The organism is Streptomyces sp. NPDC006393, from assembly GCF_040628575.1.
Classification (GTDB): domain Bacteria; phylum Actinomycetota; class Actinomycetes; order Streptomycetales; family Streptomycetaceae; genus Streptomyces.
In genome coordinates, this window is record NZ_JBEXZD010000093.1 from 14,207 (window position 1) to 34,075 (window position 19,869).

Consider the following 19,869-nt stretch of genomic DNA (forward strand, 5'->3'; position numbering starts at 1 on the left):
ACGGCCCTGCGTCGCCGTCGGCCGGACCCGGTGTGTCGGCGTCGGCAGGGTCCGGTGTGTCGGCGTCGGCAGGGTCCGGTGTGTCGCCGTCGGCCGGGTCCGGTGTAGGGGCGGCGCACCGGGTACTCGCCCGGTGCCGGGACACGGTTGTTCCCAGCCGGATCGTACGCACCACACGCTGGGAAAGGAGACGCGCCTCATGCGGCACGACGAGATGATCGGAAAGGTGCAGGCACTCGCTCGGCTGCCGGACCGGGGATCGGCCGAGCGGGCGACGCGGGCCGTGCTGAGCACGCTCGCCGAACGGCTGCCGTCCGGGCTCGCGGACCACGTGGCCGCCCAGCTTCCGCACGAACTGGCCGCCCCCATGCGGGAGGTGACGCAGTCGGTGGCCGGTGAGAGCACGCACGCCTCCGGGGAGCGGTTCGACCTCACCGTGTTCGCCGGGAGGATCGCCGGTCGCGCGGGCACGGACGAGGACGCGGCCGTGCGCGAGGCCGCCGCGGTGCTGGAGGTGCTCGACGCCGCCCTCGCACCGGAGCTGACCGAGAAGGTGAGCGGGGCGCTGCCGGCGGACATCCGGGAACTCCTGCCCGTCGGCCGCGCCATGGAGGAATAGGGTCTTTCGCCGGTCAGGTGATCTTGATCGAGTCGAGGTGGGCGAAGACGACCAGGTTGTCCTCGTAGTCCTGCTTGCTGCGGTCGAAGGTGCCGCCGCAGGTGATCAGGCGCAGTTCGGGGCTCGGCGTGTCGGTGTAGACCAGGTCGTCGGGGAAGTCGGCCTTGCTGAACTTCTGCGCGCGGTCGACCTTGAAGCGTGCGACGACGCCGTCGGCGCGCGTGATGCTCACGGAATCGCCCGCCTCCAGCGACGCCAGGTCGACGAAGACCGCGGGACCGGTCTTGGTGTCCACGTGGCCCACGACGATCGCCGCCCCGCGCTCACCGGGTGAGGCACCGCCCTGGAACCAGCCGACCAGGTTCTTGTCGTTGGCGGGTGGCGGGCTCAGGTGCTTGGAGGCGTCGAGGGAGAGCTTGGTGAAGGGCGCGTCGACGCCGATCTTCGGGATGGAGATGCGTACCGGTGTCGATCGGGGCAGCCCCTTGTCGAGGGCGCCGGCGGCGGGCGTGGTCGGTGTGGAGGGGCGGAGGGCCGTGGACGGTGCGGACGGCGTGAACGGCGTGGACGGCGCGGGAATCGTGGTCGTCTCGGGAAGCGTGGACGGTGGCGCGGACGGGACCGCGTGCGAGGCGACGGCCGCGGGCCGGGGCTGCTGCCCGGCCTCGCCGGCCGGGCTGCCCAGGGAGTGCTGAATGAGCATCAATCCCAGCCCGACCGCTGCCACGGGCCACAGCAGGCGGAGCCGGCCGCGCCGCCGGGCGGACCCGGTCCCGTACTGCCCCGTCCGAGACGGATGCTGAGAGGCCATGGACGGTGCCTTTCGTCAAGATGTGGAGCCGATCGTGCGCGGCGGAGGGAGCGCCGCTTCCGCGGCCTGCGCGTTCCTCGCGGGACGTGACGCAGGCCGCGACAGCAGGGTGACGCTCAGGAACTTCAGGCCGCGGAGGTGCCCGATGCCCGGCGGCGGCGCAGCATGTACACGCCCGCTCCGAGGCCGCCGAGCACCAGCGCGGCCCCCGCACCCAGTTCCAGTGCGGTGTTCGAGTCGTCCGAGGACCGCGCGAGGCCGCCCCCACCGGCGTGGACACCACCGTGCGGCCGGTCACCGCGGTCGCTGCCGCGGCCACCGTCGTCACCGCCGCGGCCACTGTCGTCACCACGGCCTCCGTCGTCGCCGCGACCGCCGTCGTCACCGCCGCGGCCACCCTCGTCACCGCCGCGGCCACCTTCGTCGCCACGGCCACCGTCGTCGCCGCGACCGCCACCGTGGTCGGTGCCCTTCAGCGCCAGGGCCCCGCCACCGGCGTGCACGCCACCGTGCGGCTTGTCCCCACGACCACCGCGGTCACCACCGCGACCGCCGTCGTCACCGCCGTAGCCACCGTCGTCACCGCCGTAGCCACCGTCGTCACCACGACCGCCGTCGTCACCGCCGCGGCCACCTTCGTCGCCGCCGCGGCCACCGTCGTCGCCGCGACCGCCACCGTGGTCGGTGCCCTTCAGCGCCAGGGCCCCGCCACCGGCGTGCACGCCACCGTGCGGCTTGTCCCCACGACCACCGCGGTCACCACCGCGACCGCCGTCGTCACCGCCGTAGCCACCGTCGTCACCGCCGTAGCCACCGTCGTCACCACGACCGCCGTCGTCACCACCGCGGCCACCCTCGTCACCACGGCCACCGTCGTCACCGCGACCGCCATCGTCGGAGTCGCCGTAGGAGGTGCTGCTGACGGGGGTGTGGCCGGGGGAATGGCCGAGCGCGGTCAGCCCCACGGCGCCGGCGCCCGGAGCGGAGACCGCTACGGCCGTGGCGATCGCCGCGGAGACGAACAAAGTACGGGTAATGCGCATGGGTATTCCTTCCGTCGCGACTGCGAGAGTCGGCACCACGCCCACTCAGTCGGGATCGCAGGTGCGACGTGATCACCTTCAGCGCAATGACCGACACGCACCATTGGAGCGTCGCATTCGGACTACTGACGGTCCCTCCCTTCATCCGGCCGAGGGAACTCGGGCGCCGGCGGGGAACCGGTGACACGGCCGGGGCCACAGGCCGTGCTAGCGGCACCCCGTCCCGTCCGGCCGCGGACGATCAGGGCTGGTCCGGGCGGCTGCCGGCCGGGACGGCGATCGGTGATGCCTCGCCATGTGGGCGAGGGACAAGGAGAGTTCGCGCCGGACGTCTCGGCAGCGGTCCCCCGGCGGTTCGGGCCTGACGCAGGTTCACGCCTTCGGGTTGCTGTTGCGGGGCTCGCCGGTGTGCGCCGTCGGAACCGGGTACTGACGGTTCTCGTGATGCGTACTGTCCTCTCCGGCCCGTGGGCGCTCGCCGTGTACATGGCCGACCGGGTGAAGGAGAGCGACCTGGCGGCGGCGCGGGCGCAGATGGGTTTCTCGCTCGCCTGGCACATCGTCGTGGCCTGTCTCGGTGTCGGCCTGCCGGCCCTGACGCTGCTCGCCGAGTGGTACGGCATCCGCACCGGCGATCCGGCGCACCGGCTGCTGGCACGTCACTGGGCGCGCGCCATGGGTGTGCTGTTCGCGGTGGGCGCCGTGTCGGGGACCATCCTCAGCTTCGAGATGGGCCTGTTGTGGCCGGGGCTGATGGGCAGGTTCGGCCAGGTCGTCGGTCTGCCGTTCGCACTGGAGGGCATCGCCTTCTTCGTCGAGGCCGTCTTCCTCGGGATCTATCTCTACGCCTGGGACCGGCTGCCGCCGCGCCGTCATCTGCTGACCGGCGTTCCGATCGTGATCGCGGGCACCCTGTCGGCGTTCTTCGTCGTGTGCGCCAACGCCTGGATGAACCAGCCGCGCGGCTTCACCCTGCGCGACGGCAAGGTGGTGCACGTCGACCCGTGGGCGGCGATGCTCAACCCGGCGAGCCCGCCGCAGACCGTGCACATGATCCTGGCCGCGTTCATGGTGGCGTCCTTCCTGACCGCCTCGGTGTACGCGGTGGCCCTGCTGCGCGGGCGGCGCGACGCCTACCACCGGGCCGGATTCTTCATCCCGTTCACACTCGGGGTCGTGGTGACACCGTTTCAGGTGTATGTGGGCGACTGGGCGGCACGGTTCCTGTCGCACTACCAGCCGACCAAGCTCGCCGCGATCGAGGGCGTGTACCGCACCGGCTCGCACGTCCCGCTGACGATCGGCGGCGTCGCGGGCGACCACGGGCTCGAGTACGGCCTGGAGATCCCCGACGGTCTGTCGCTGCTGGTCGGCTACAGCCCCGGCACGGTCGTCCAGGGCCTGGACCGCGTGCCGGCGGCCCAGCGGCCCCCGGTCACCGCGGTGCACTGGGCGTTCGACCTGATGGTCGCCGTCGGCTTCTTCCTGCTGGCGATGGGTGTGTGGCTGCTGTGGCTGTGGTGGCGCCGCCGGCGCACCGGTGGCGAGGTGTCGACGCCTCGCCTCTTCCTGGCCCTGGCGGCCGTGGGAGGACCTGCGTCGGTGGTGGCGCTGGAGTGCGGCTGGAGCGTGACGGAACTGGGCCGGCAGCCCTGGATCGTGTGGGGGGTGATGAGAGTGCGGGACGCCGTCAATCCCGCTCCCGGGCTCATGGGCGGTCTGTGGCTGGTGCTGGTGGTGTACGCGGCGATGACCGTCGCGACGGTGTACGTCCTGCGGCGGATGGCACGGGGCACACCGGTGCCGCGCGCCCCGCAGGAGGAGGACGTCGCGCGGTATCCGGTGGTGTGATCACTCTCCTGCCCCCTCTCGTGACCTCTCTCGTGCCGTCGTAGGAGCCCTTGGAGGTGACCGTGCTCGCGGACGCGGCGCTCGCCGTGATGTGGGTGGGCCTGACCTGCTACGCCCTGTTCGGCGGGGCCGACTTCGGCGCGGGCGTGTGGGATCTGGTGGCCGGCGGCGCGGAGCAGGGCCGGGCCCGGCGCCGGCTCATCGAGCACAGCATCGGACCGGTGTGGGAGGCCAACCACGTGTGGCTGATCTTCGTGGTGGTCCTGCTGTGGTCGGCGTTCTCCCCCGTGTTCGCCGCGGTGATGTCCACGCTGTACATCCCGCTGACGCTGGCGGCGCTGGGCATCATCGCCCGCGGCGCCGCCTTCGCCTTCCGCAAGGCCAGTACCGAGCTGTGGCAGCAGCGCCTGTTCGGGGCGTGCTTCGCGCTGTCGTCGCTGCTCACACCGTTCTTCCTGGGCACGGTGGCGGGCGGCGTCGCCTCCGGCCGCGTCCCGCCGGGGCTCGCCGCGGGCGACGTGGTGACCAGCTGGCTCAATCCGACGTCGCTGCTGGGCGGGGTGCTGGCCGTGGTGACCTGCGCGCACCTGGCGGCGGTCTACCTGTGCGCCGACGCGGACCGCGCGGGGCGGCCGGAGCTGGCCGCCGCCTTCGCCCGTGACGCCGTGGTCACCGGCTCGGGGGCGGGCCTGGTGGCTCTCGCGGGCATCGCGGTGCTCGCCGGGGACGCGCCCGTGCTGTTCCACGGGCTGACCCATCGCGCGCTGCCGTTGGTCGTGCTGAGCGCGGTGGCCGGTGTCGCCGGGATCGGCCTGCTGGTCCGCCGCCGTCATGTGGCGGCCCGCGCGGCGGCGGCTCTGGCGGTGGCCGCCATCCTGTGGGCGTGGGGCGCGGCCCAGTACCCGGCCATGCTGGTGGGCGGCACCACGGTGTCGCAGGCCGCGGCGACCTCCTCCGTCCTGTGGGCGGTCCTGGTGTCGCTGGGCGTGGGCGCGGTGGTGCTCGTGCCGTCGCTGTGGCTGCTGTACGCCACCTTCCAGCGCGAGGCGCCGGGGCGGTCCTCGCCGGGGTGAGCGCGCCCGGGTGAGGGCACCGGGGCGAGCACGCCGGGGCGAGCCGTCCTACGCGCCGCCACCGGCCGAGGCAGGTGTGGGGCGTACGGCGAGGACGGCGATGTCGTCGGTGTTGTCGGCGCCGAGGCCGATCAGGAGCTCGTCGCAGAAGGTGTCGAGGGGTTCGCGCGCCAGGTCGGCCGTGTACCGGCGCAGCCGGGTCTGCGCGTGGCCGAGGGATTCGCCGCGGCGCTCGATGAGGCCGTCGGTGTACAGCAGCAGGGTCGAGTGGGCCGGCAGGGGGTCGACGGCCGTACGGCGGGGCATGTCGGGGTCCATGCCGAGCAGCAGGCCCGCCCCCTGCTCCAGATAGCGGGTGTCGCCTTCCGCGGTGGTGAGCAGGGGCGGCAGATGACCGGCGGCGGCGTGGCTCAGTTCCCAGGGGCCGTGCGCGGAACCCTTGATGAGGCCGTAGATGCAGGTGGCGGTGGCTTCCCGGTGGAGGCTGTGGTTCGCCAGGTCCAGGCGGCGCAGCACCATGTCGGGCGGCTCCTGACGGTCCACGGCGATACCGCGGAGCATGCTGCGCAGCTGGCTCATGGCGATGGCCGCGTCCAGGTTGTGCCCGGTGACGTCGCCGATGACCACGGCGATGTCGCCGCTGGGGACGACGAAGCTGTCGTACCAGTCGCCGCCGACCTGAGCGGTGGTGGAGGACGCGGCGTAGCGGGCGGCCAGTTGCAGGTGCTCGACGTCCGGGAGCACGGGCAGCAGGGAGCGCTGGAGGCGTTGGGCGATGTTGCGGGTCTCCTGGTACAGACGCGTGTTGGACACTCCGAGGGCCAGGTTGTGCACCACGTCGTCGATCAGGGACAGGTCCTCTTCGGTGAAGGGCTGCCGTCCGTGGGCACGGGCCACGGTCAGGGCGCCGAAGTTCTCGCGGCGGGCGCGCATCGGGGCGACGACGGCGCTGCCGGCGCCGAGGTGCCGGAACAGCTGCCGGTAGTGGACGTCGAGCGCGCTGTCGGCCCGGCTGGGCGGCGGAGCCTGCGTCAGCAGCAGCGGCCCGGCGCCGCGCAGCACCCGCGCCAGCGGGCCCCGGGAGGCCTCGGAGAGCGGCGGGAGCCTGCCCTCGTACGGCGTGGGGCGCGGTCCCGGGGGATCGCGGTGGACGACACAGACCCGGTCCACCTGACCGTACTCGGTGAACATGTCCACCACGAACCAGTCGGCCAGTCGTCGCGTGACCAGCCGGCCGACGCGTGCCAGCGCCTCGCCCAGTTCCAGGGTGTTGCTCAACTCGGCCCCGGTGTCCGCGAGGAGCGTGAGCCGTTCCATCGCCGACATGTCCCCTCCGTCGTCGCCCGTCCTCCCGGCGCGCTCGCCGGCGGCCGGCACAGGGGACACGACGGGTTCGTGGCCCGCCCGGCTCTCCTCGGCGGGTGGACTCGGCAGATCGTCGGTCGTGGTCGCCCGGGGGACGAGCTGGGCGACGAAGACGTTGCGCCCGTCGGCCATCTCCTGGTTCTGGATGCGCAGCCGGACGGGGACCGTGCGGCCGTCGCGGTGGAGCGCCGGGAGCGGCACGGAGCGGCCCATGATGTGGCTCTGCCCGGTGAGCAGCAGGGAGCTGAACGCCGTGAGGTGACGTTGTCTCAGGTGTTCGGGGATGAGCGTGGTCAGCCGGCGCCCGACGAGGTCGTCGGCCTGCCAGCCGAGCATGTCCGCCGCCGGCCCGTTGGCCGCGATGATGCGGTTGCCCTCGTCGGCGGCGATGGTCGGCACCGTGCTGACCCGCAGGTGGCCGGCCTCCCACGGCACCAGTTCCGAGGGGCTGACGTCCGGTTCGCGGGGCAGCACGGTCCAGGCGGTGGGGCGGCCTCCGGCCAACTGGTCGGTGATCTGGTCGAACAGCCACTCCTGGAAGACGCTTCCGCGGCCGCCGGCCGTGACGCGGTGCGGCGTACGTGCCCGTGGGGCGCGGTGCGCGCGCGGCTGCGCGGCAGAGCCGGCAGGGTGAGGAGGCGCTCCTCCCGTGCCGCGTCCTCGGCCATGTCCAGGACGCGGCGCAGGGTGAGTACCGCGGGACCCGCGTCGGCGGGCAGCGCCAGGGGCAGGGCCCGGAGGTCCACGTCGGGCAGCGGCTCCTCCAGCGCGGCCGTCACACAGGCGCTGAGCACGTTGTTGATGTCGTTGGCGGTGACGAGTTCCTCGGGCGGCACACCGGGGTCGGCACCGGCGGACGCGGCGAGGGTGAGTTCGCGCAGCAGTGTGTGCCGGTGCTGCTGGGAGGCCGCGTACAGGGAGCTGGGCACATCGACGAGCGTCACCGTCGTCTCGGCGGCGCAGGGCGGGACATGGGCGGCCCATCCGGGTGACGGCGGTGGCGGTCCGTCGGCCCAGAGTTCGAACCACACCGTCTTCTGCCGGTCGTCGGCGTGCACACCGTGGCGCGACGCCAGCTGCTCCACCAGGGCCAGGCCCTGTCCGGTACCGGCGTACGGCGGGCAGTCCTGCGGTACGAGTCCGCGGCTGGGCCGCTCGTCACCGACCTCCACGCGGATCCTGCCGCCGTGGACGCTGACGCCCACCTCGACCTGGGTGCGCGCATGCAGCACCGCGTTGGTCACCAGCTCGCTGACCAGGAGCTGAGCGGTGTGGACCAAGTCGGAGGGGGCGTCGGCGAGTGCGTCCGCCACGAACCGCCGAGCCGCGGCCGCGCTCGCGGGTGCCCGCGGAAAACGCCGTGCCACCGCATCCGACCGACCTGGGTCACCCATGTCACCAGTGTGCCTCGGGGGCCCACCACGCGGGGTCCTGCCACGCCCCGCCACCGGGTCGGCGGTCGCGGCCGTGCGCCGCCCGGGTGAGGACGCCGTGAGGTGCCGCGCCGGCCCCGCGGGTAGGTCCGGTGTCGAGGTGGCCGCGGCAAGGGAGTTGACCGGACGCGGCACATCCGACACCACCATGCGTCCATCTTCCGTACTATCGCTGGAAAACGGCTTGCAGCAGTAACCGCCGCCGCCGGCGCGGCACCAGGCGAATACGCACACGCGTTTGGCACCGCACACGTCCGCGGGCTTCTGCACGCGAGCCGCCGAACCCGGAAGGGGTGATGAGGAACATGTCGCAGATCGACACGGCGGCCTCCGGCCTGACATCGCAGTACGCCGCCCAGGTCGCCGGTGACCTCGAGCGCAACCTGAAGGAACAGGAACGCATCAGCGAGGAGATCGCCGCCCTCCAGGAGCAGTTGGCCGCCCTCCAGCAGGACCACGCCGTCCTGGTGAACGTCCAGCAGGCGCTGGGGATGGCCGCGGCGCCCCGCACGCCCGCCGCCGAACCCGCCGCCGTGGCCGTGCCCGCCCCGCGCAAGAAGACGGCCACGGCCACCGGTCCGGGGCGCGGCAAGCGGACGCCGGCGAAGAAGTCCGCCACGCCGGCCCGGAAGGCGTCCGCCAAGAAGGCCTCGACCGGCAAGGCCGGGGACAAGTCCAAGGGCAAGGCCGAGGACAAGGCGGCGGGTTCGGCTCCGGCGCGGCCCACTCTGGTCGAGATCGTCCGCGCCCACCTGGCCGCGCAGAGCGAACCGCGTTCCGCTGCCGAGGTCGCCGGCGAACTGGGCCGGCAGCACCCGGAGCGCACGGTCAAGACGACCGTCGTGCGCACCACGCTCGAGGGACTCGTGGCCAAGAACCAGGCTCAGCGCACCAAGCAGGGCACCTCCGTCTTCTACACGACGACCGAGCCGGGCGAGCCCGCGACGGCACCGGAGCGGAGCGAGGAGCAGCAGCCGGCCTGAACCGGGCGTCGTCGTCCAGGGGACATGTGTCACCGCTGTGCTGATGGACGGCCCCCGCCGGTGCCGGTGCCGTCCATCAGCGGTGCGTCGGTCGACACCGGATCGTGTGCCGGTGTCACTCCGGATCGTGCCGGTGTCACTCCGGATCGTGCCGCTGTCACGCCGGATCGTGCCGGTGTCCACAACGGATCGTGTGCCGGTGTCACCGGATCCGGTGACACACCGACCGCGCGGCCCGGCGTGAGGGGCCGGTTCGCCGGTGCGGGGGTCAGGGAGCGATCGGCGGCCGGCGCTTGTGCTCGGTGAGCCGGTAGCGGCGGGCGATGGCCTCGAAGGCCGCCTCCCCGACGGGCTTGCCCTCCAGGAAGTCGTCGATGTCGTCGTAGGTGACGCCGAGGGCGTCCTCGTCGGGCCTGCCCGGGTTCAGGGTCTCCAGGTCCGCGGTCGGGGTCTTCAGGACCAGCGCGGACGGGGCGCCCAGCGCCTGCGCCACGGCCCGCACCCGCCGCTTGGTCAGGCCGGTGAGCGGAACCACGTCGGCGGCGCCGTCACCGAACTTGGTGAAGAAGCCGGAGACCGCCTCGGCGGCGTGGTCGGTGCCCACGACCAGGCCTTCGTGCGCGCCCGCGACCGCGTACTGGGCGATCATGCGCTGCCGGGCCTTGATGTTGCCGTGCACGAAGTCCTGGTGGTGCGCGTCGCGGAACTCCGTGCCGCCGGCCAGCGCCGCCTGGAGCGCGGCGTCGCTCGCGGGCTTCACATCGACGGTCAGAACCCGGTCGGGCCGGATGAACTCCAGCGACAGTTGCGCGTCCTTCTCGTCGGCCTGGTCGCCGTAGGGCAGCCGCATCGCGAAGAACTCGGCTCGGCGCCCGGCGGCACGGACCCGTTCGACCGCGAGCTGACACAGCCGGCCCGCGGTCAGGGAGTCCACTCCCCCGCTGATGCCCAGCACCAGCGAGCGCAGGCCCGTCGAGGTCAGCTGCCCGGCGAGGAAGGCCACCCGGCGCTCGATCTCCTCCCGTGCGTCGAAGGACGGGCTCACCTGGAGATCCCGGGCGATCTCCTGCTGCAGGGACATGGTCGCCAGGTCGGTCACGCTTGCTCCTCGGTCGGGTCCCTGGGCGGGGTCGGCACGCGCCACCGGGCCGGGGCCGCGGACGCGTGCGGGGGACGGCAGCACTCTAGAGGACAGGCGCGAAGTGCCGGTCGGGGCGTGCCGCTTGGCCGCGCGGCGCTCGGCCGGGCGCGGCATGTCCGCGGGCCCCGGTCCGGCATGGCGGACCTCACACAGCAAGTAGTTCAGTGTTCAACCAATGCGGAGTACTGTCTCCAGTGTCCGAATCGGGACAACCGCCATGATTCGTCCACTGCGTCGCCGGACGGCCGAGATCGTGGGACTGCCAAGGAGGAATGACCATGACACACAAGATCGCACGTCGGGCCGCCGTCGCCGTCCTCTCCGCGGCAGTCGCCGTGACCGGGCTGATCTCCACGGGGGGCAGCGCCTCCGCCGCGACGCTTCCCGGCAGTGGACAGGCCGGCCTCGTCAGGGTCGCGGACCGCCAGGACGAGGACGCCCGCCGCCAGTGGGTCCTGGGTCAGATCCAGTGGGCCGCGGACGGTCATGACCAGGACGCCCGCCGCCAGTGGGTCCTCGGTCAGATCCAGTGGGCCGCGGACGGTCATGACCAGGACGCCCGCCGCCAGTGGGTCCTCGGTCAGATCCAGTGGGCCGCGGACGGTCATGACCAGGACGCCCGCCGCCAGTGGGTCCTCGGTCAGATCCAGTGGGCCCAGGAGCATGGCCTGTCGGCATGAGCCGGGTGAGGGCGAGCAGAGCCATGTCGTCGGCGACCCGGCCGCGGGTGTGCCGGCGGACATCGGCGACGACGGCGGCGAGGAGCGCGTCCGGGCTCCGGGGGACCTGCCCGGAGAGCCGGTCGGCCGGGTCGTAGAACGTCCCGCCCGGGTCCCGGGCCTCGGTCAGCCCGTCGGTGTACAGCAGCAGGCTGGCTCCCGGCGGGAAGGGCACGGTGTCGGTGGGGCCGGGGTCCGCGGCCAGCAGGGCCAGGCCCAGCGGCAGGGCGGGCCGGGCGGGCTCCAGGGACCGCACCTGGCCCTCGACGAGCAGCAGCGGCGCCGGGTGCCCACGGTTGATGAGACGTATCCGGTCACCCGGGCGGGGGATCTCGGCCAGTACGGCGGTGGTGAAGTCCTCGACCTGGTCGATGCCGTCCCGCAGCGCGGATTCCCGGAGCAGCGACTCGTCGATCCGTGCGACGAGCCGGGTCAGCGTGGGCTCGTGCTGGGCCGCCTCCCGGAAGGCGCCCAGGACGACGGTGACCGCCTCGACCGCGCCCATTCCCTTGCCGCGTACGTCGCCGATCAGGCAGCGCACCCCGTATGGCGTGTCCTGCACGGCGTACAGGTCACCGCCGAGCTGTGCGTCCGCCTGGGCGGCCTCGTAACGGGCGGCGATGCGCAGCATCCCGATGCGCGGCGGGGGCTGCGGCAGCACGGCGTGCTGTACCGCGGCGGCGACGCTCCGCACCGACTGGAGCCGCATCTCGCGGTGGCGGAGCAGCAGGTTGAGGAGCACCGCGACGACGGCCATGACGGCGACGGTGACCCACTCGCTGAAGGCGCCCGGATCCCGCAGGGCGCCGAAGTGCGCGATCACGGCCAGGTCGGCCGCGCAGGCGGCCAGCCCGACGAGCACGGTCCCGGACAGCGACAGCAGCGGAGCGGCGACCACCGGAGCGGCCGAGAAGCACGCCGCGGCGCTGACACCGCGCGGCGTTTCCAGATCGAGGACGACACCGCCGACGAGCAGCAGCAGGGGAAGCAGCAGGACGCCGCGTGCGCCGCCCTTCCGCACGGCTCGCCGGGCACGGCGATCGTCAGGCCCCGTCACATGCCGCTCCCGCCGTCGTGTGGGCATCCCCACCCACCACACTTGCGGACATCGGCCGGGATCTGCCAGCCGGACGCGTGACACGGGTGTACGGGCGTGCCGCCGGGCCGCTGACCTGCCCGGGGGGAGCAGGCCCGCAGGACAGGAGCGGCGCGGTGTCCCAGACTCGTGCTGAGAGCGGATGATCCCTGTCGTGCCGGCCCCGCGGGAGGCAACAGCGTGCCCGACGTCCCGTTGTGGCTGTGGACGGCGTTCGCCGCGGCCGTCGTCGTGTCGCTGGCGGTGGACCTGCTGGCGCACCGCGACACCCATGTCATCGGCTTCCGGGAAGCCGTGGCGTGGAGCGTGGTCTGGGTCGCTCTGGCGCTGGTCTTCGCCGGGGTGGTGTTCGCCGTCCTCGGTACGACGGCGGGGGTCCAGTACACGACCGCGTGGCTGCTGGAGAAGAGCCTGTCGGTCGACAACCTGTTCGTCTTCGCCCTGATCTTCGGGTACTTCAAGGTGCCGCGCGCCTATCAGCACCGGGTGTTGTTCCTCGGCGTCATCGGCGCGCTGGTGTTCCGCGGGATCTTCCTGGCCGCGGGTGTCGCGGTGGTCACCCGCTTCTCCGCGGTGCTGTTCGTCTTCGCCGCGATCCTGCTCTACAGCGTCTACAAGATCCTGCGCGGTCAGGACGAGGGTTTCGACCCCGGGCGGAGTCTCACGGTGCGGATGCTGCGCCGGGTCGTCCCGGTCCGGGAGGAGTACTGCGGGGCGAGGTTCCTCGTCCAGGAGGGCGGCAGGCGTGTCGCCACACCGCTGCTGGCGGTGGTCGCCGCGATCGAGGCGGCCGACCTGGTCTTCGCCGTGGACAGTGTGCCGGCGGTGCTGGCGGTCAGCGACAACGCCTTCATCGTCTACAGCAGCAACGCCTTCGCCATCCTCGGTCTGCGCGCGCTGTACTTCATGCTGGCCGGGATGCTGGACCGCTTCCACCATCTGAGCAAGGGCCTGGCCGTCATCCTGGCCTTCATCGCCGTCAAGCTGATTCTCCAGGCCGCGCACAAGACGATCCACAGCGGTGTGCCGGAGATCCCCTCCCTGGTGAGCCTGGCGGTGATCATCGCGGTCCTGGCCGTGTCCGTCGCATGGAGCCTGCTGCGCCCGCCGAGTCCCACCTCATCCGGCGAGGCGGGTTCCGGGAGGCCCGCGGAGCAGCCCGCCGGCCGGCACACCTCCGGGGAGCGGACCGACCGCGCGCCCGACGACGCCCGCGACGGGGGTCCCCGCGACGGCGACCCTTGCGACGGCGACCCCCCGCGGTAGACCGCCGGAGCACGGTGCCTGCCGCCGCGGCGGTCCATGGCGTGCGCGAGCATCGGATACGGGCTTGTATCCCATGCAGTGCTGTATCGTGAGGCGGTCACAGGGGGTGTCGGTCAGTCGGGGGAAGTCCAGGGGACGGGAAGGAGCGCCGTGCCGAAGGGGCCCACCAAACGCCGTCCGCAGACCACCGCGCGGTTGCTGGCGGCGGCGCAGGAGACGTTCGCCGAGCGTGGCTTCTACGGCTCCTCCATCGAGGTGATCTGCGAGCGGGCGGGGCTCACGCGCGGCGCGTTCTACTCCAACTTCCGCACCAAGGAAGAGCTGTTCTTCGCGCTGTTCGACCTGCACGCGCAGCGCGTCGTCGACCGGCTGACCGCCGCGGTCGACGAACTGGACGCCGCCGAGGACCCGGTACGGGCGGTGCTCCGCCGTATGAGCGCGCTCGACGAGGCCGAGCGCCGGTGGTACCTGCTGTCGACCGAGTTCACCCTGCACGCCATCAGGCACCCGGCCACGGCCCGCACCCTGGCCGAGCACGACCGGCGCCTGCGGGATGAGATCGTCCGTCTCCTCGGCCGGCTCTTCGACCGCCTCGGCCGTCGGCCCACCGTCGAGCTGGACTCCCTGGCCCGCCTCACGACGGCCGTCCACGAGGGTTCCCTGGCCCAGAGCCTGGTAGAACCCGACCGGCTCGCCCCGGAGGAACTGGCGGTCACCTATCTGCCGCTGCTGGTCGAGGCCGTCTCCGAGCCCGCCGCCACCGGTCCGCACACCCTGTCCTGACGTCGCTCGCCGGCCCGGCGGGCAAGACGCGGCCGCCCGCCGGACACGCCGTCGACGCCGGTAGCTCTAAGCGAGTTTGCGGGCGAGGCCGCCGTGTTCTCCGATGGGCTCCGGGGCGGGGCCGGTGGGGTCCGGACGCCAGAAGGGGACCGGGACGACGCCGGGATCCACGAGTTCCAGGCCGTCGAAGTACGCGGTGATCTGGTCGACGGTGCGCAGGTTGTACGGGACGGCGCCGCTCTCGTTGTAGGCGTCCTGGGCCCGTTCGAAGACCGGGTCGATGCCCCGTGAGCCGTCGTTGACGGAGAGGTAGCTGCCGGGCGGCAGGGCGTCCATCAGGCGGGTGACGATGGAGCGCGCCTGGTCGTAGTCGGCGACATGACCCAGGATGTTGCTCAGGATGAGAGCGGTGGGACGGGTGAAGTCCAGCGTCTCGGCGGCGGCCGCCAGGATGCGGTCCGGGTCCAGCACGTCGGCGTCGACGTAGGAGGTCGCGCCCTCCTGGGTGGAGTAGAGCAGAGCCCTGGCGTGCGCGAGGACCATCGGGTCGTTGTCGACGTAGACGATCCGGGACTCGGGGGCGATGCGCTGGGCGACCTCATGGGTGTTGTCGGCCGTCGGCAGGCCGGTGCCTATGTCCAGGAACTGGCGGATGCCCGCCTCGGCGACCAGATAGGTGATGTTGCGGCGCAGGAAGGCACGGCTGCTGCGGGCGATGGTGACGATGCCGGGGAAGACGGCGGTGTACTCGTCGCCGGCCGCCTCGTCGACGGGGTAGTTGTCCTTCCCGCCCAGCCAGTAGTTCCAGATCCGGGCCGAGTGCGGCACCGAAGTGTCGATCTTCTGATGCGCCGCGGGTCCGGGCGTGGTCGCGGGGTCGGTCATGGCCACCGTCCGTCGTGAGTCGATGCGTGGATCATTCACCACCCAACCTATCGTTCCAACAGCTCGGCGGCGCACACCACTTCATCATTCCCGTCCCTGTTGTCACACTCACGCACGGGTATTCTCACCGCAGTTCTGATCGGGAGGTTCGTGTGCATCGCAAGATCCGACGGTTCTCTGGTCGCACCCTGATCGCCGCCGCCCTGACCGCCGCCGCGCTCGGCGCGGTCCCGCCCCCCGCCGCCTCCGCGGCCGAGCCGGCCGGCGCGGGATCCGCCGCACCGTCCGTGCCGCTGCGGGTGGCCACCTACAACATCCATGCCGGAGCCGGGGAGGACGGCGTCTTCGACCTCGACCGCACCGCCGGGGCGATCCGGGATCTCCACGCGGACGTGATCGGCCTCGAGGAGGTCGACGTGCACTGGGGTGCCCGGAGCGACTTCGCGGACGAGGCCCAGGAGCTCGCCGAACGGCTGCACATGCGGGCCTACTTCGCCCCGATCTACGACCTCCCGCCCGCGTCGGAGGGCGAGCAGCGGCGCCAGTACGGTGTGGCGGTCCTGAGCCGCTACCCGGTGATCGCCGTTGAGAACCACGAGATCACCCGGCTGTCCACCCAGGTTCCCGACCCGGTACCGGCCCCCGCCCCCGGCTTCGCCGAGGTGACGGTCCAGGTCCGGGGCACGTTCGTGCACGTCTACGCGACCCATCTGGACTACCGCTCCGACCCCTCGGTCCGGCGGGCCCAGGTGGACGACATGCTGGGCATCCTCGCCGAGGACCGCGGGCCCAAGGTCCTCGTCGGTGACTTCAACGCCGAACCCTCCGCGCCGGAACTCGCGAAACTGTGGGGTCCGTTGACCGACGCCGCCCCGCAGGGCGGCACGACCTATCCGGCGGTCGACCCGGTCAAGCGCATCGACCTCGTGACGGTCTCCCCCGATGTCACCGTCACCGGAGCGCGCGTCGCACAGACCGCGGCGTCCGACCACCGTCCGGTGGTCGCCGACCTCCTGCTCCACCGCCGCGGGCGCTGACCCCGGCTCCCGTCCTCGCCGTGGCCGGCGTGCTCGCGGTTCATGGCGCGCCGGTCGCGGTACGCGGTCAGGGCGGAAGGTGCTCGGCGAGCTCGTCGAGGAGTTCGAGGAACCGGCGGGCCTGTGCGGGGCCGGGAAGGGCGGCAAAGACGGCCTGCTCGGCGGGCCGGCCGGCGCGTTCGCGTACCCCGTGACGCGCCCGGTCGCCCGCGCCTACCGGCTCGGCCGGCCGCCCGGAAACCGCCTGTTCGCACTCGACATGGCGCCCGTGCCGGCGTCCAAGGAGGGCGTCCTCGCCCGGCAGGGCGCCCTCGCCCGCTGCGAACGCACCGCGCCGGCCGCGGACCTGCCGCACGACGACTGGCCGGAGCAGCTGCTCTTCCTGGAACGGGGCCGGGACGTGACCGCCACTCCCCCCGGACACAACGGCCGCGCCGGACCGGAGCGTTCACGCCGGCCCGGCGCCTTCTCGTACGTGCTCGTACGTGTCAGACGAGCGCGTTCTTGTAGAAGATGCTCGAACGGCGGTCGCCCTCCTCGCCGGAGGCGAAGCCCAGGAAGAGGCGCGACTCACCGGCGTCGGTGCGGTAGATGGCGAGGCCCTCGGGCTCCCGGTAGACCAGCGTGGAACCCGCCTTGGTGAGCGTGGGACCCTGCGCGATGGCCCCGGTGTTGACGTTGATGCTCGTCAGGTAGGTGTTGCCGGGTGCGGGGTTGGAGGACGAGTAGGCGTTGCCCGTCAGGTAGTACATGTAGGTGCCGTAGAGCGTGTAGCCCTGCGCCGTGCCGGAGATCGCCGGCGGGGTGAACCCGGCCACCGGGTTGCTGAAGTCGCCTTGGAAGGCGTCGGAGGTGTTGTAGACGGCGATGTGCTTGGCGCCGTCCTTCTGGTAGCGGACGATCATGCGGTTGTAGACCGGGTCGACGGAGCAGGTGTACTCCGTGGCGCCGGATATCGGCTGGAACTTGCCGATGCTGGTGGAGGAGGCGTCGAGCGTGGTGCCGGCGCTGTACTTGACGCAGGTGAGCTTGGTGCCGTAGCCGTTCCCGTTGGCCTCGCACTCGATCCAGAGATAGCTGGTGCCGCCGCTCGCCTGGACGCCGAACGCGACGCCGTGCCCGAAGCCGTTGAGGTGCATGTACGAGACGTAGTTGCCCTGGAAGTCCAGGTGGCTGATGCACAGGTCCCCGGCCGACTCGGCGCTGCCGGCCCGCTTGGCCGCGACGAACAGCCGCTTGTTGACCGAGTCGAAGGCGAAGCTCTGCTGGACGCGCTTGCTGTGCAGCACCTTGTCGCGGAACAGGTCGTAGGACGGCTGCGACAGGTCGAACCGCGGGGTCGTGCTCACGGAGGCGGACGCGCTCTGGGCGCCGTATCCGAGCCCGAGCGCGGCGAGCCCGGCGCCGGCGCCGGTGCGCAGCAGTGCCCGACGGCTGGGGGACGTACGGGAGTTGAGTTCCATGGCGCTCCTCTGGGGGCAGGAAATGGATCTCCATGACCCTACCGGCGAGTGTCGGCGTGGTGGTCACACCCCCGCTTGACTATGACGGCCGTCATGGAGGAGCCTGGTCTTATGACGTCGGTCATAACGAGAGGTGCCCCCCATGCCTCCTGCCGTGTGTGTGCGGTGCGCCGGGCCCGCCGACCTCGACGGGCTGGCCCGGATGGTCCTGCGGTGCTCGGCCGCGAGCATGCGGGACCGCATGCACGGAGGGATGCGGCGCGACGACCTCCTGCGCGGGCTGCGGGACACCGTGCTCCACGGGGGCGGCGCGGTCCTGGTGGCCACCGAGCGGGACCGGACCGTCGGATGCCTGGAACTCGTCCGGAGCGCGCCCGGTGCGCCGCGGGCCGAGATGGCGCTGCTCGTCGAGGACGCCCGGCAGGGCCGCGGCATCGGCACCCGGTTGCTCGACGCCGTGCCGGCCTGTGCCCGAAGCGCCGGGATCGCCGTCCTCGGCTTCTCGGTGGAGGCCGGCAACGGCCGGGCCAGACGACTGCTGCGGCACCTGCCGACCGACCGGCTCCAGTGGCAGTGGCAGCAGGCCACCCTGGAGGCGACGTGGCACCTCGGCGTACTCCACTGACGGCTCGGAGAGGGCGCGGCCGGCAGGAGGGGCGGCCCGGGGAGGCGACGGCCCAGGGCAGCACGGTCCAGGGCAGCACGGTCCAGGGCGGCGACGGCTCAGGGAAGGGCGGTTCCGGCGCCCTGCCCGAACAGCGGCGCGTGGATGCCCAGACGATGCCGTGGCTCCCGGGGGGCCTCGGGGGCGCGGCACAGTGCGATGAGCGCGGCGTCGTCGTTGAGGCGTCCGCCGACATGGGCGAGAAGGTCGCGGCGGATGCGGTGCAGAAGCTCCTCGGGACTGCTGCCGCCCCAGGGGGCGGCCCGCTCCGCGAGCGGGAAGAACTCGCCGACCGCGTTGCGGGCCTCGACGACGCCGTCGGTGTAGAGCAGGAGCGTGTCCCCGGGTTCGAAGGAGAACACGTCCAAGGTGTATTCCGTGGGGTGCAGCGCCTGCATCCCGAGCGGGGCCGCGGGGTGCACCGGGACCGTGTCGGCGCCGGCGGAGCTCAGCAGCAGCGGCGGAGGGTGGCCGCAGCTGAGGACGCGCGTGGTGTTGTCGTCGGCCGAGATCTCCGCCAGCAGCACCGTGGCGAACCGCTCCCCGGGGTGCTCCGCGGGCGCGAGATGGGGAAGGTTGCGGGCCACACTCTGCTCCAGGGCGACCGCCAGGCCGGGCAGGGTGGCGTGCTGGTGCGCGGCCTCCCGGAAGGCGCCGATGATGAGCGCGGCCTCTCCGATGGCGGACAGGCCCTTGCCGCGTACGTCGCCGATCATGACCCGTACCCCGGAACCCGTGGCGGTCGCGGCGTACAGATCACCGCCGATCTGCGCCTCGTCCTCGGCGGCCAGGTACAGACAGGCGATCGTCAACGGGCCGATGCGCTCCGGCAGCGGCCACAGCAGGACGTGCTGCGCCGCCTCCGCGACGGCGCGCACCCGCTCCAGCTGGCGCCGGCGGCGCTCGCGCATCACGCAGTAGAAGACGGTCAGGGCCGACAGCACCGCCAGGGCGAGGATCTGCACCAGGACGTTGCGCTGGAACAGCGCACCGAAGTGCCAGCCGATGTACGCCTGCGCGCCCGCGGCCAGGAAACCGATCACCCCGGTCACCCAGGGACCGGCGAACGAGGCGGTGATCGCGGGCGCGATGACCAGCAGGGGGCCCAGGTGGATGTCGGCCGGCACCAGCTGGTCGACCACCGTGATCACCACGATCAGGGCGATCGGGATCAGCAGCAGCCATGTGCTCGACTGCCACTGCCGGGGCTGCCGCATCACGGCCGGGCCTCGCTCGAACTTCACATCTTTCCCACTGCCCCTCTCCCCCCGGCCCTAACAGAAGCGGCTCCCGGACCCAGGCCGCTCCCCCGCCGGCTCCCCGGCCGCGCGCGGCCAGGCTCCCGCGGTGCAGCGCCCCGGCCGCTACAGCGCTCCGGCCTCGGACCTGGTCAGCGCGAACACGCCCATGACGATCAGCCCGATGCCCAGCAGCTGCGGCAGCACCCACCAGCCGGCCCGTACGTGCTCCTCGTAGACCAGCACGCCGAGCAGGAAACTCACCATGGCGTCGCCGAGGGTGAGGGCGGGCTGGGAGGCGATCAGCGGGCCGCCCTGCATGGCGTGCTCCATCAGGAGCATGGCGCAGACACCGCTCGCACCGAAGGCGTACGTCTGCCAGGAGGTGAGGAACCCGGC

At 72.5% G+C, this 19,869-nt stretch carries 15 protein-coding genes and 3 pseudogenes; 10 read left to right on the plus strand and 8 right to left on the minus strand.

The genetic code is table 11. The features are described from left to right. The first annotated feature begins 199 nt into the window (after window positions 1-199). The gene (locus ABZ484_RS29305; RefSeq protein WP_358868939.1) at window positions 200-619 is read left to right on the plus strand and encodes a DUF2267 domain-containing protein; all 420 of its coding nucleotides are present in this window, start codon (window positions 200-202) and stop codon (window positions 617-619) included. A gap of 13 nt (window positions 620-632) precedes the next feature. Here the strand turns inward: ABZ484_RS29305 and ABZ484_RS29310 are convergent, their stop codons facing one another. After that, window positions 633-1,322, minus strand: coding sequence for a class F sortase (locus tag ABZ484_RS29310; protein WP_358868940.1), 690 nt, complete (start codon window positions 1,320-1,322; stop codon window positions 633-635). A 380-nt stretch (window positions 1,323-1,702) separates the two neighbouring features. On the opposite strand from ABZ484_RS29310, the gene ABZ484_RS29315 reads away from it, so the two are divergent. The 3 genes from ABZ484_RS29315 to ABZ484_RS29325 all read left to right on the plus strand — a co-directional run bounded on the left by ABZ484_RS29315 (window position 1,703) and on the right by ABZ484_RS29325 (window position 5,397). Then, window positions 1,703-2,545, plus strand: coding sequence for a hypothetical protein (locus ABZ484_RS29315; RefSeq protein ID WP_358868941.1), 843 nt, complete (start codon window positions 1,703-1,705; stop codon window positions 2,543-2,545). A gap of 414 nt (window positions 2,546-2,959) precedes the next feature. After that, a complete protein-coding gene (locus ABZ484_RS29320) occupies window positions 2,960-4,324 on the plus strand; it encodes a cytochrome ubiquinol oxidase subunit I (protein ID WP_358868953.1) in 1,365 nt (454 codons plus the stop codon). A 62-nt stretch (window positions 4,325-4,386) separates the two neighbouring features. Then, window positions 4,387-5,397 (plus strand): cytochrome d ubiquinol oxidase subunit II, encoded by a 1,011-nt coding sequence (locus ABZ484_RS29325; protein ID WP_358868954.1) that lies wholly within the window; start codon window positions 4,387-4,389, stop codon window positions 5,395-5,397. A gap of 48 nt (window positions 5,398-5,445) precedes the next feature. On the opposite strand, the pseudogene ABZ484_RS29330 reads toward ABZ484_RS29325, so the two are convergent. Next, a pseudogene (locus ABZ484_RS29330) lies at window positions 5,446-8,156 on the minus strand (SpoIIE family protein phosphatase). Window positions 8,157-8,500: 344 nt separating this feature from the next. On the opposite strand from ABZ484_RS29330, the gene ABZ484_RS29335 reads away from it, so the two are divergent. After that, window positions 8,501-9,178: a hypothetical protein gene (locus tag ABZ484_RS29335; protein ID WP_358868942.1), complete on the plus strand. Its 678-nt coding sequence runs from the start codon at window positions 8,501-8,503 to the stop codon at window positions 9,176-9,178. 268 nt (window positions 9,179-9,446) lie between these two features. Here the strand turns inward: ABZ484_RS29335 and nadE are convergent, their stop codons facing one another. Both nadE and ABZ484_RS29345 read right to left on the minus strand, forming a co-directional pair. Then, window positions 9,447-10,277: an ammonia-dependent NAD(+) synthetase gene (nadE, locus tag ABZ484_RS29340; protein ID WP_358868943.1), complete on the minus strand. Its 831-nt coding sequence runs from the start codon at window positions 10,275-10,277 to the stop codon at window positions 9,447-9,449. A gap of 450 nt (window positions 10,278-10,727) precedes the next feature. After that, window positions 10,728-12,095 (minus strand): PP2C family protein-serine/threonine phosphatase, encoded by a 1,368-nt coding sequence (locus ABZ484_RS29345; protein ID WP_358868944.1) that lies wholly within the window; start codon window positions 12,093-12,095, stop codon window positions 10,728-10,730. Between the two features lie 219 nt (window positions 12,096-12,314). Between ABZ484_RS29345 and ABZ484_RS29350 the strand changes: the two genes are divergently transcribed. Continuing rightward, entirely contained in the window at window positions 12,315-13,400 is a 1,086-nt protein-coding gene (locus ABZ484_RS29350) for a TerC family protein (RefSeq protein WP_358868945.1), read from the plus strand. A gap of 150 nt (window positions 13,401-13,550) precedes the next feature. Beyond that, complete coding sequence (locus tag ABZ484_RS29355; protein ID WP_358868946.1) at window positions 13,551-14,183, plus strand: TetR/AcrR family transcriptional regulator; 633 nt, start codon at window positions 13,551-13,553, stop codon at window positions 14,181-14,183. Window positions 14,184-14,249: 66 nt separating this feature from the next. On the opposite strand, the gene ABZ484_RS29360 is transcribed toward ABZ484_RS29355, so the two are convergent. Then, entirely contained in the window at window positions 14,250-15,068 is an 819-nt protein-coding gene (locus ABZ484_RS29360) for an SAM-dependent methyltransferase (protein ID WP_358868947.1), read from the minus strand. A 152-nt stretch (window positions 15,069-15,220) separates the two neighbouring features. Here ABZ484_RS29360 and ABZ484_RS29365 point away from each other — a divergent pair, with 152 nt between their 5' ends. After that, a complete protein-coding gene (locus ABZ484_RS29365) occupies window positions 15,221-16,105 on the plus strand; it encodes an endonuclease/exonuclease/phosphatase family protein (RefSeq protein ID WP_358868948.1) in 885 nt (294 codons plus the stop codon). Window positions 16,106-16,364: 259 nt separating this feature from the next. Then, window positions 16,365-16,421: pseudogene (locus ABZ484_RS29370) on the plus strand (hypothetical protein); the annotation flags it as partial. A 172-nt stretch (window positions 16,422-16,593) separates the two neighbouring features. On the opposite strand, the gene ABZ484_RS29375 reads toward ABZ484_RS29370, so the two are convergent. Next, window positions 16,594-17,568, minus strand: a complete 975-nt coding sequence (locus ABZ484_RS29375) for a teichoic acid biosynthesis protein C (protein WP_358868949.1) — start codon at window positions 17,566-17,568, stop codon at window positions 16,594-16,596. Between the two features lie 142 nt (window positions 17,569-17,710). On the opposite strand from ABZ484_RS29375, the gene ABZ484_RS29380 reads away from it, so the two are divergent. Then, entirely contained in the window at window positions 17,711-18,193 is a 483-nt protein-coding gene (locus ABZ484_RS29380) for a GNAT family N-acetyltransferase (RefSeq protein WP_358868950.1), read from the plus strand. Window positions 18,194-18,291: 98 nt separating this feature from the next. On the opposite strand, the gene ABZ484_RS29385 is transcribed toward ABZ484_RS29380, so the two are convergent. Beyond that, window positions 18,292-19,476: a PP2C family protein-serine/threonine phosphatase gene (locus ABZ484_RS29385; protein ID WP_358868951.1), complete on the minus strand. Its 1,185-nt coding sequence runs from the start codon at window positions 19,474-19,476 to the stop codon at window positions 18,292-18,294. 120 nt (window positions 19,477-19,596) lie between these two features. Next, a pseudogene (locus ABZ484_RS29390) lies at window positions 19,597-19,869 on the minus strand (hypothetical protein); the annotation flags it as partial.

Excerpts from the sequence above, each read along its gene's own strand:
- ABZ484_RS29305 (WP_358868939.1), top strand. The coding sequence starts at position 200 with ATGCGGCACGACGAGATGATCGGAAAGGTGCAGGCACTCGCTCGGCTG.
- ABZ484_RS29310 (WP_358868940.1), bottom strand. The coding sequence starts at position 1,322 with ATGCTCATTCAGCACTCCCTGGGCAGCCCGGCCGGCGAGGCCGGGCAG.
- ABZ484_RS29320 (WP_358868953.1), top strand. The coding sequence starts at position 2,960 with ATGGCCGACCGGGTGAAGGAGAGCGACCTGGCGGCGGCGCGGGCGCAG.
- ABZ484_RS29335 (WP_358868942.1), top strand. The coding sequence starts at position 8,501 with ATGTCGCAGATCGACACGGCGGCCTCCGGCCTGACATCGCAGTACGCC.
- ABZ484_RS29360 (WP_358868947.1), bottom strand. The coding sequence starts at position 15,068 with ATGACCGACCCCGCGACCACGCCCGGACCCGCGGCGCATCAGAAGATC.
- ABZ484_RS29375 (WP_358868949.1), bottom strand. The coding sequence starts at position 17,568 with ATGGAACTCAACTCCCGTACGTCCCCCAGCCGTCGGGCACTGCTGCGC.
- ABZ484_RS29380 (WP_358868950.1), top strand. The coding sequence starts at position 17,711 with ATGCCTCCTGCCGTGTGTGTGCGGTGCGCCGGGCCCGCCGACCTCGAC.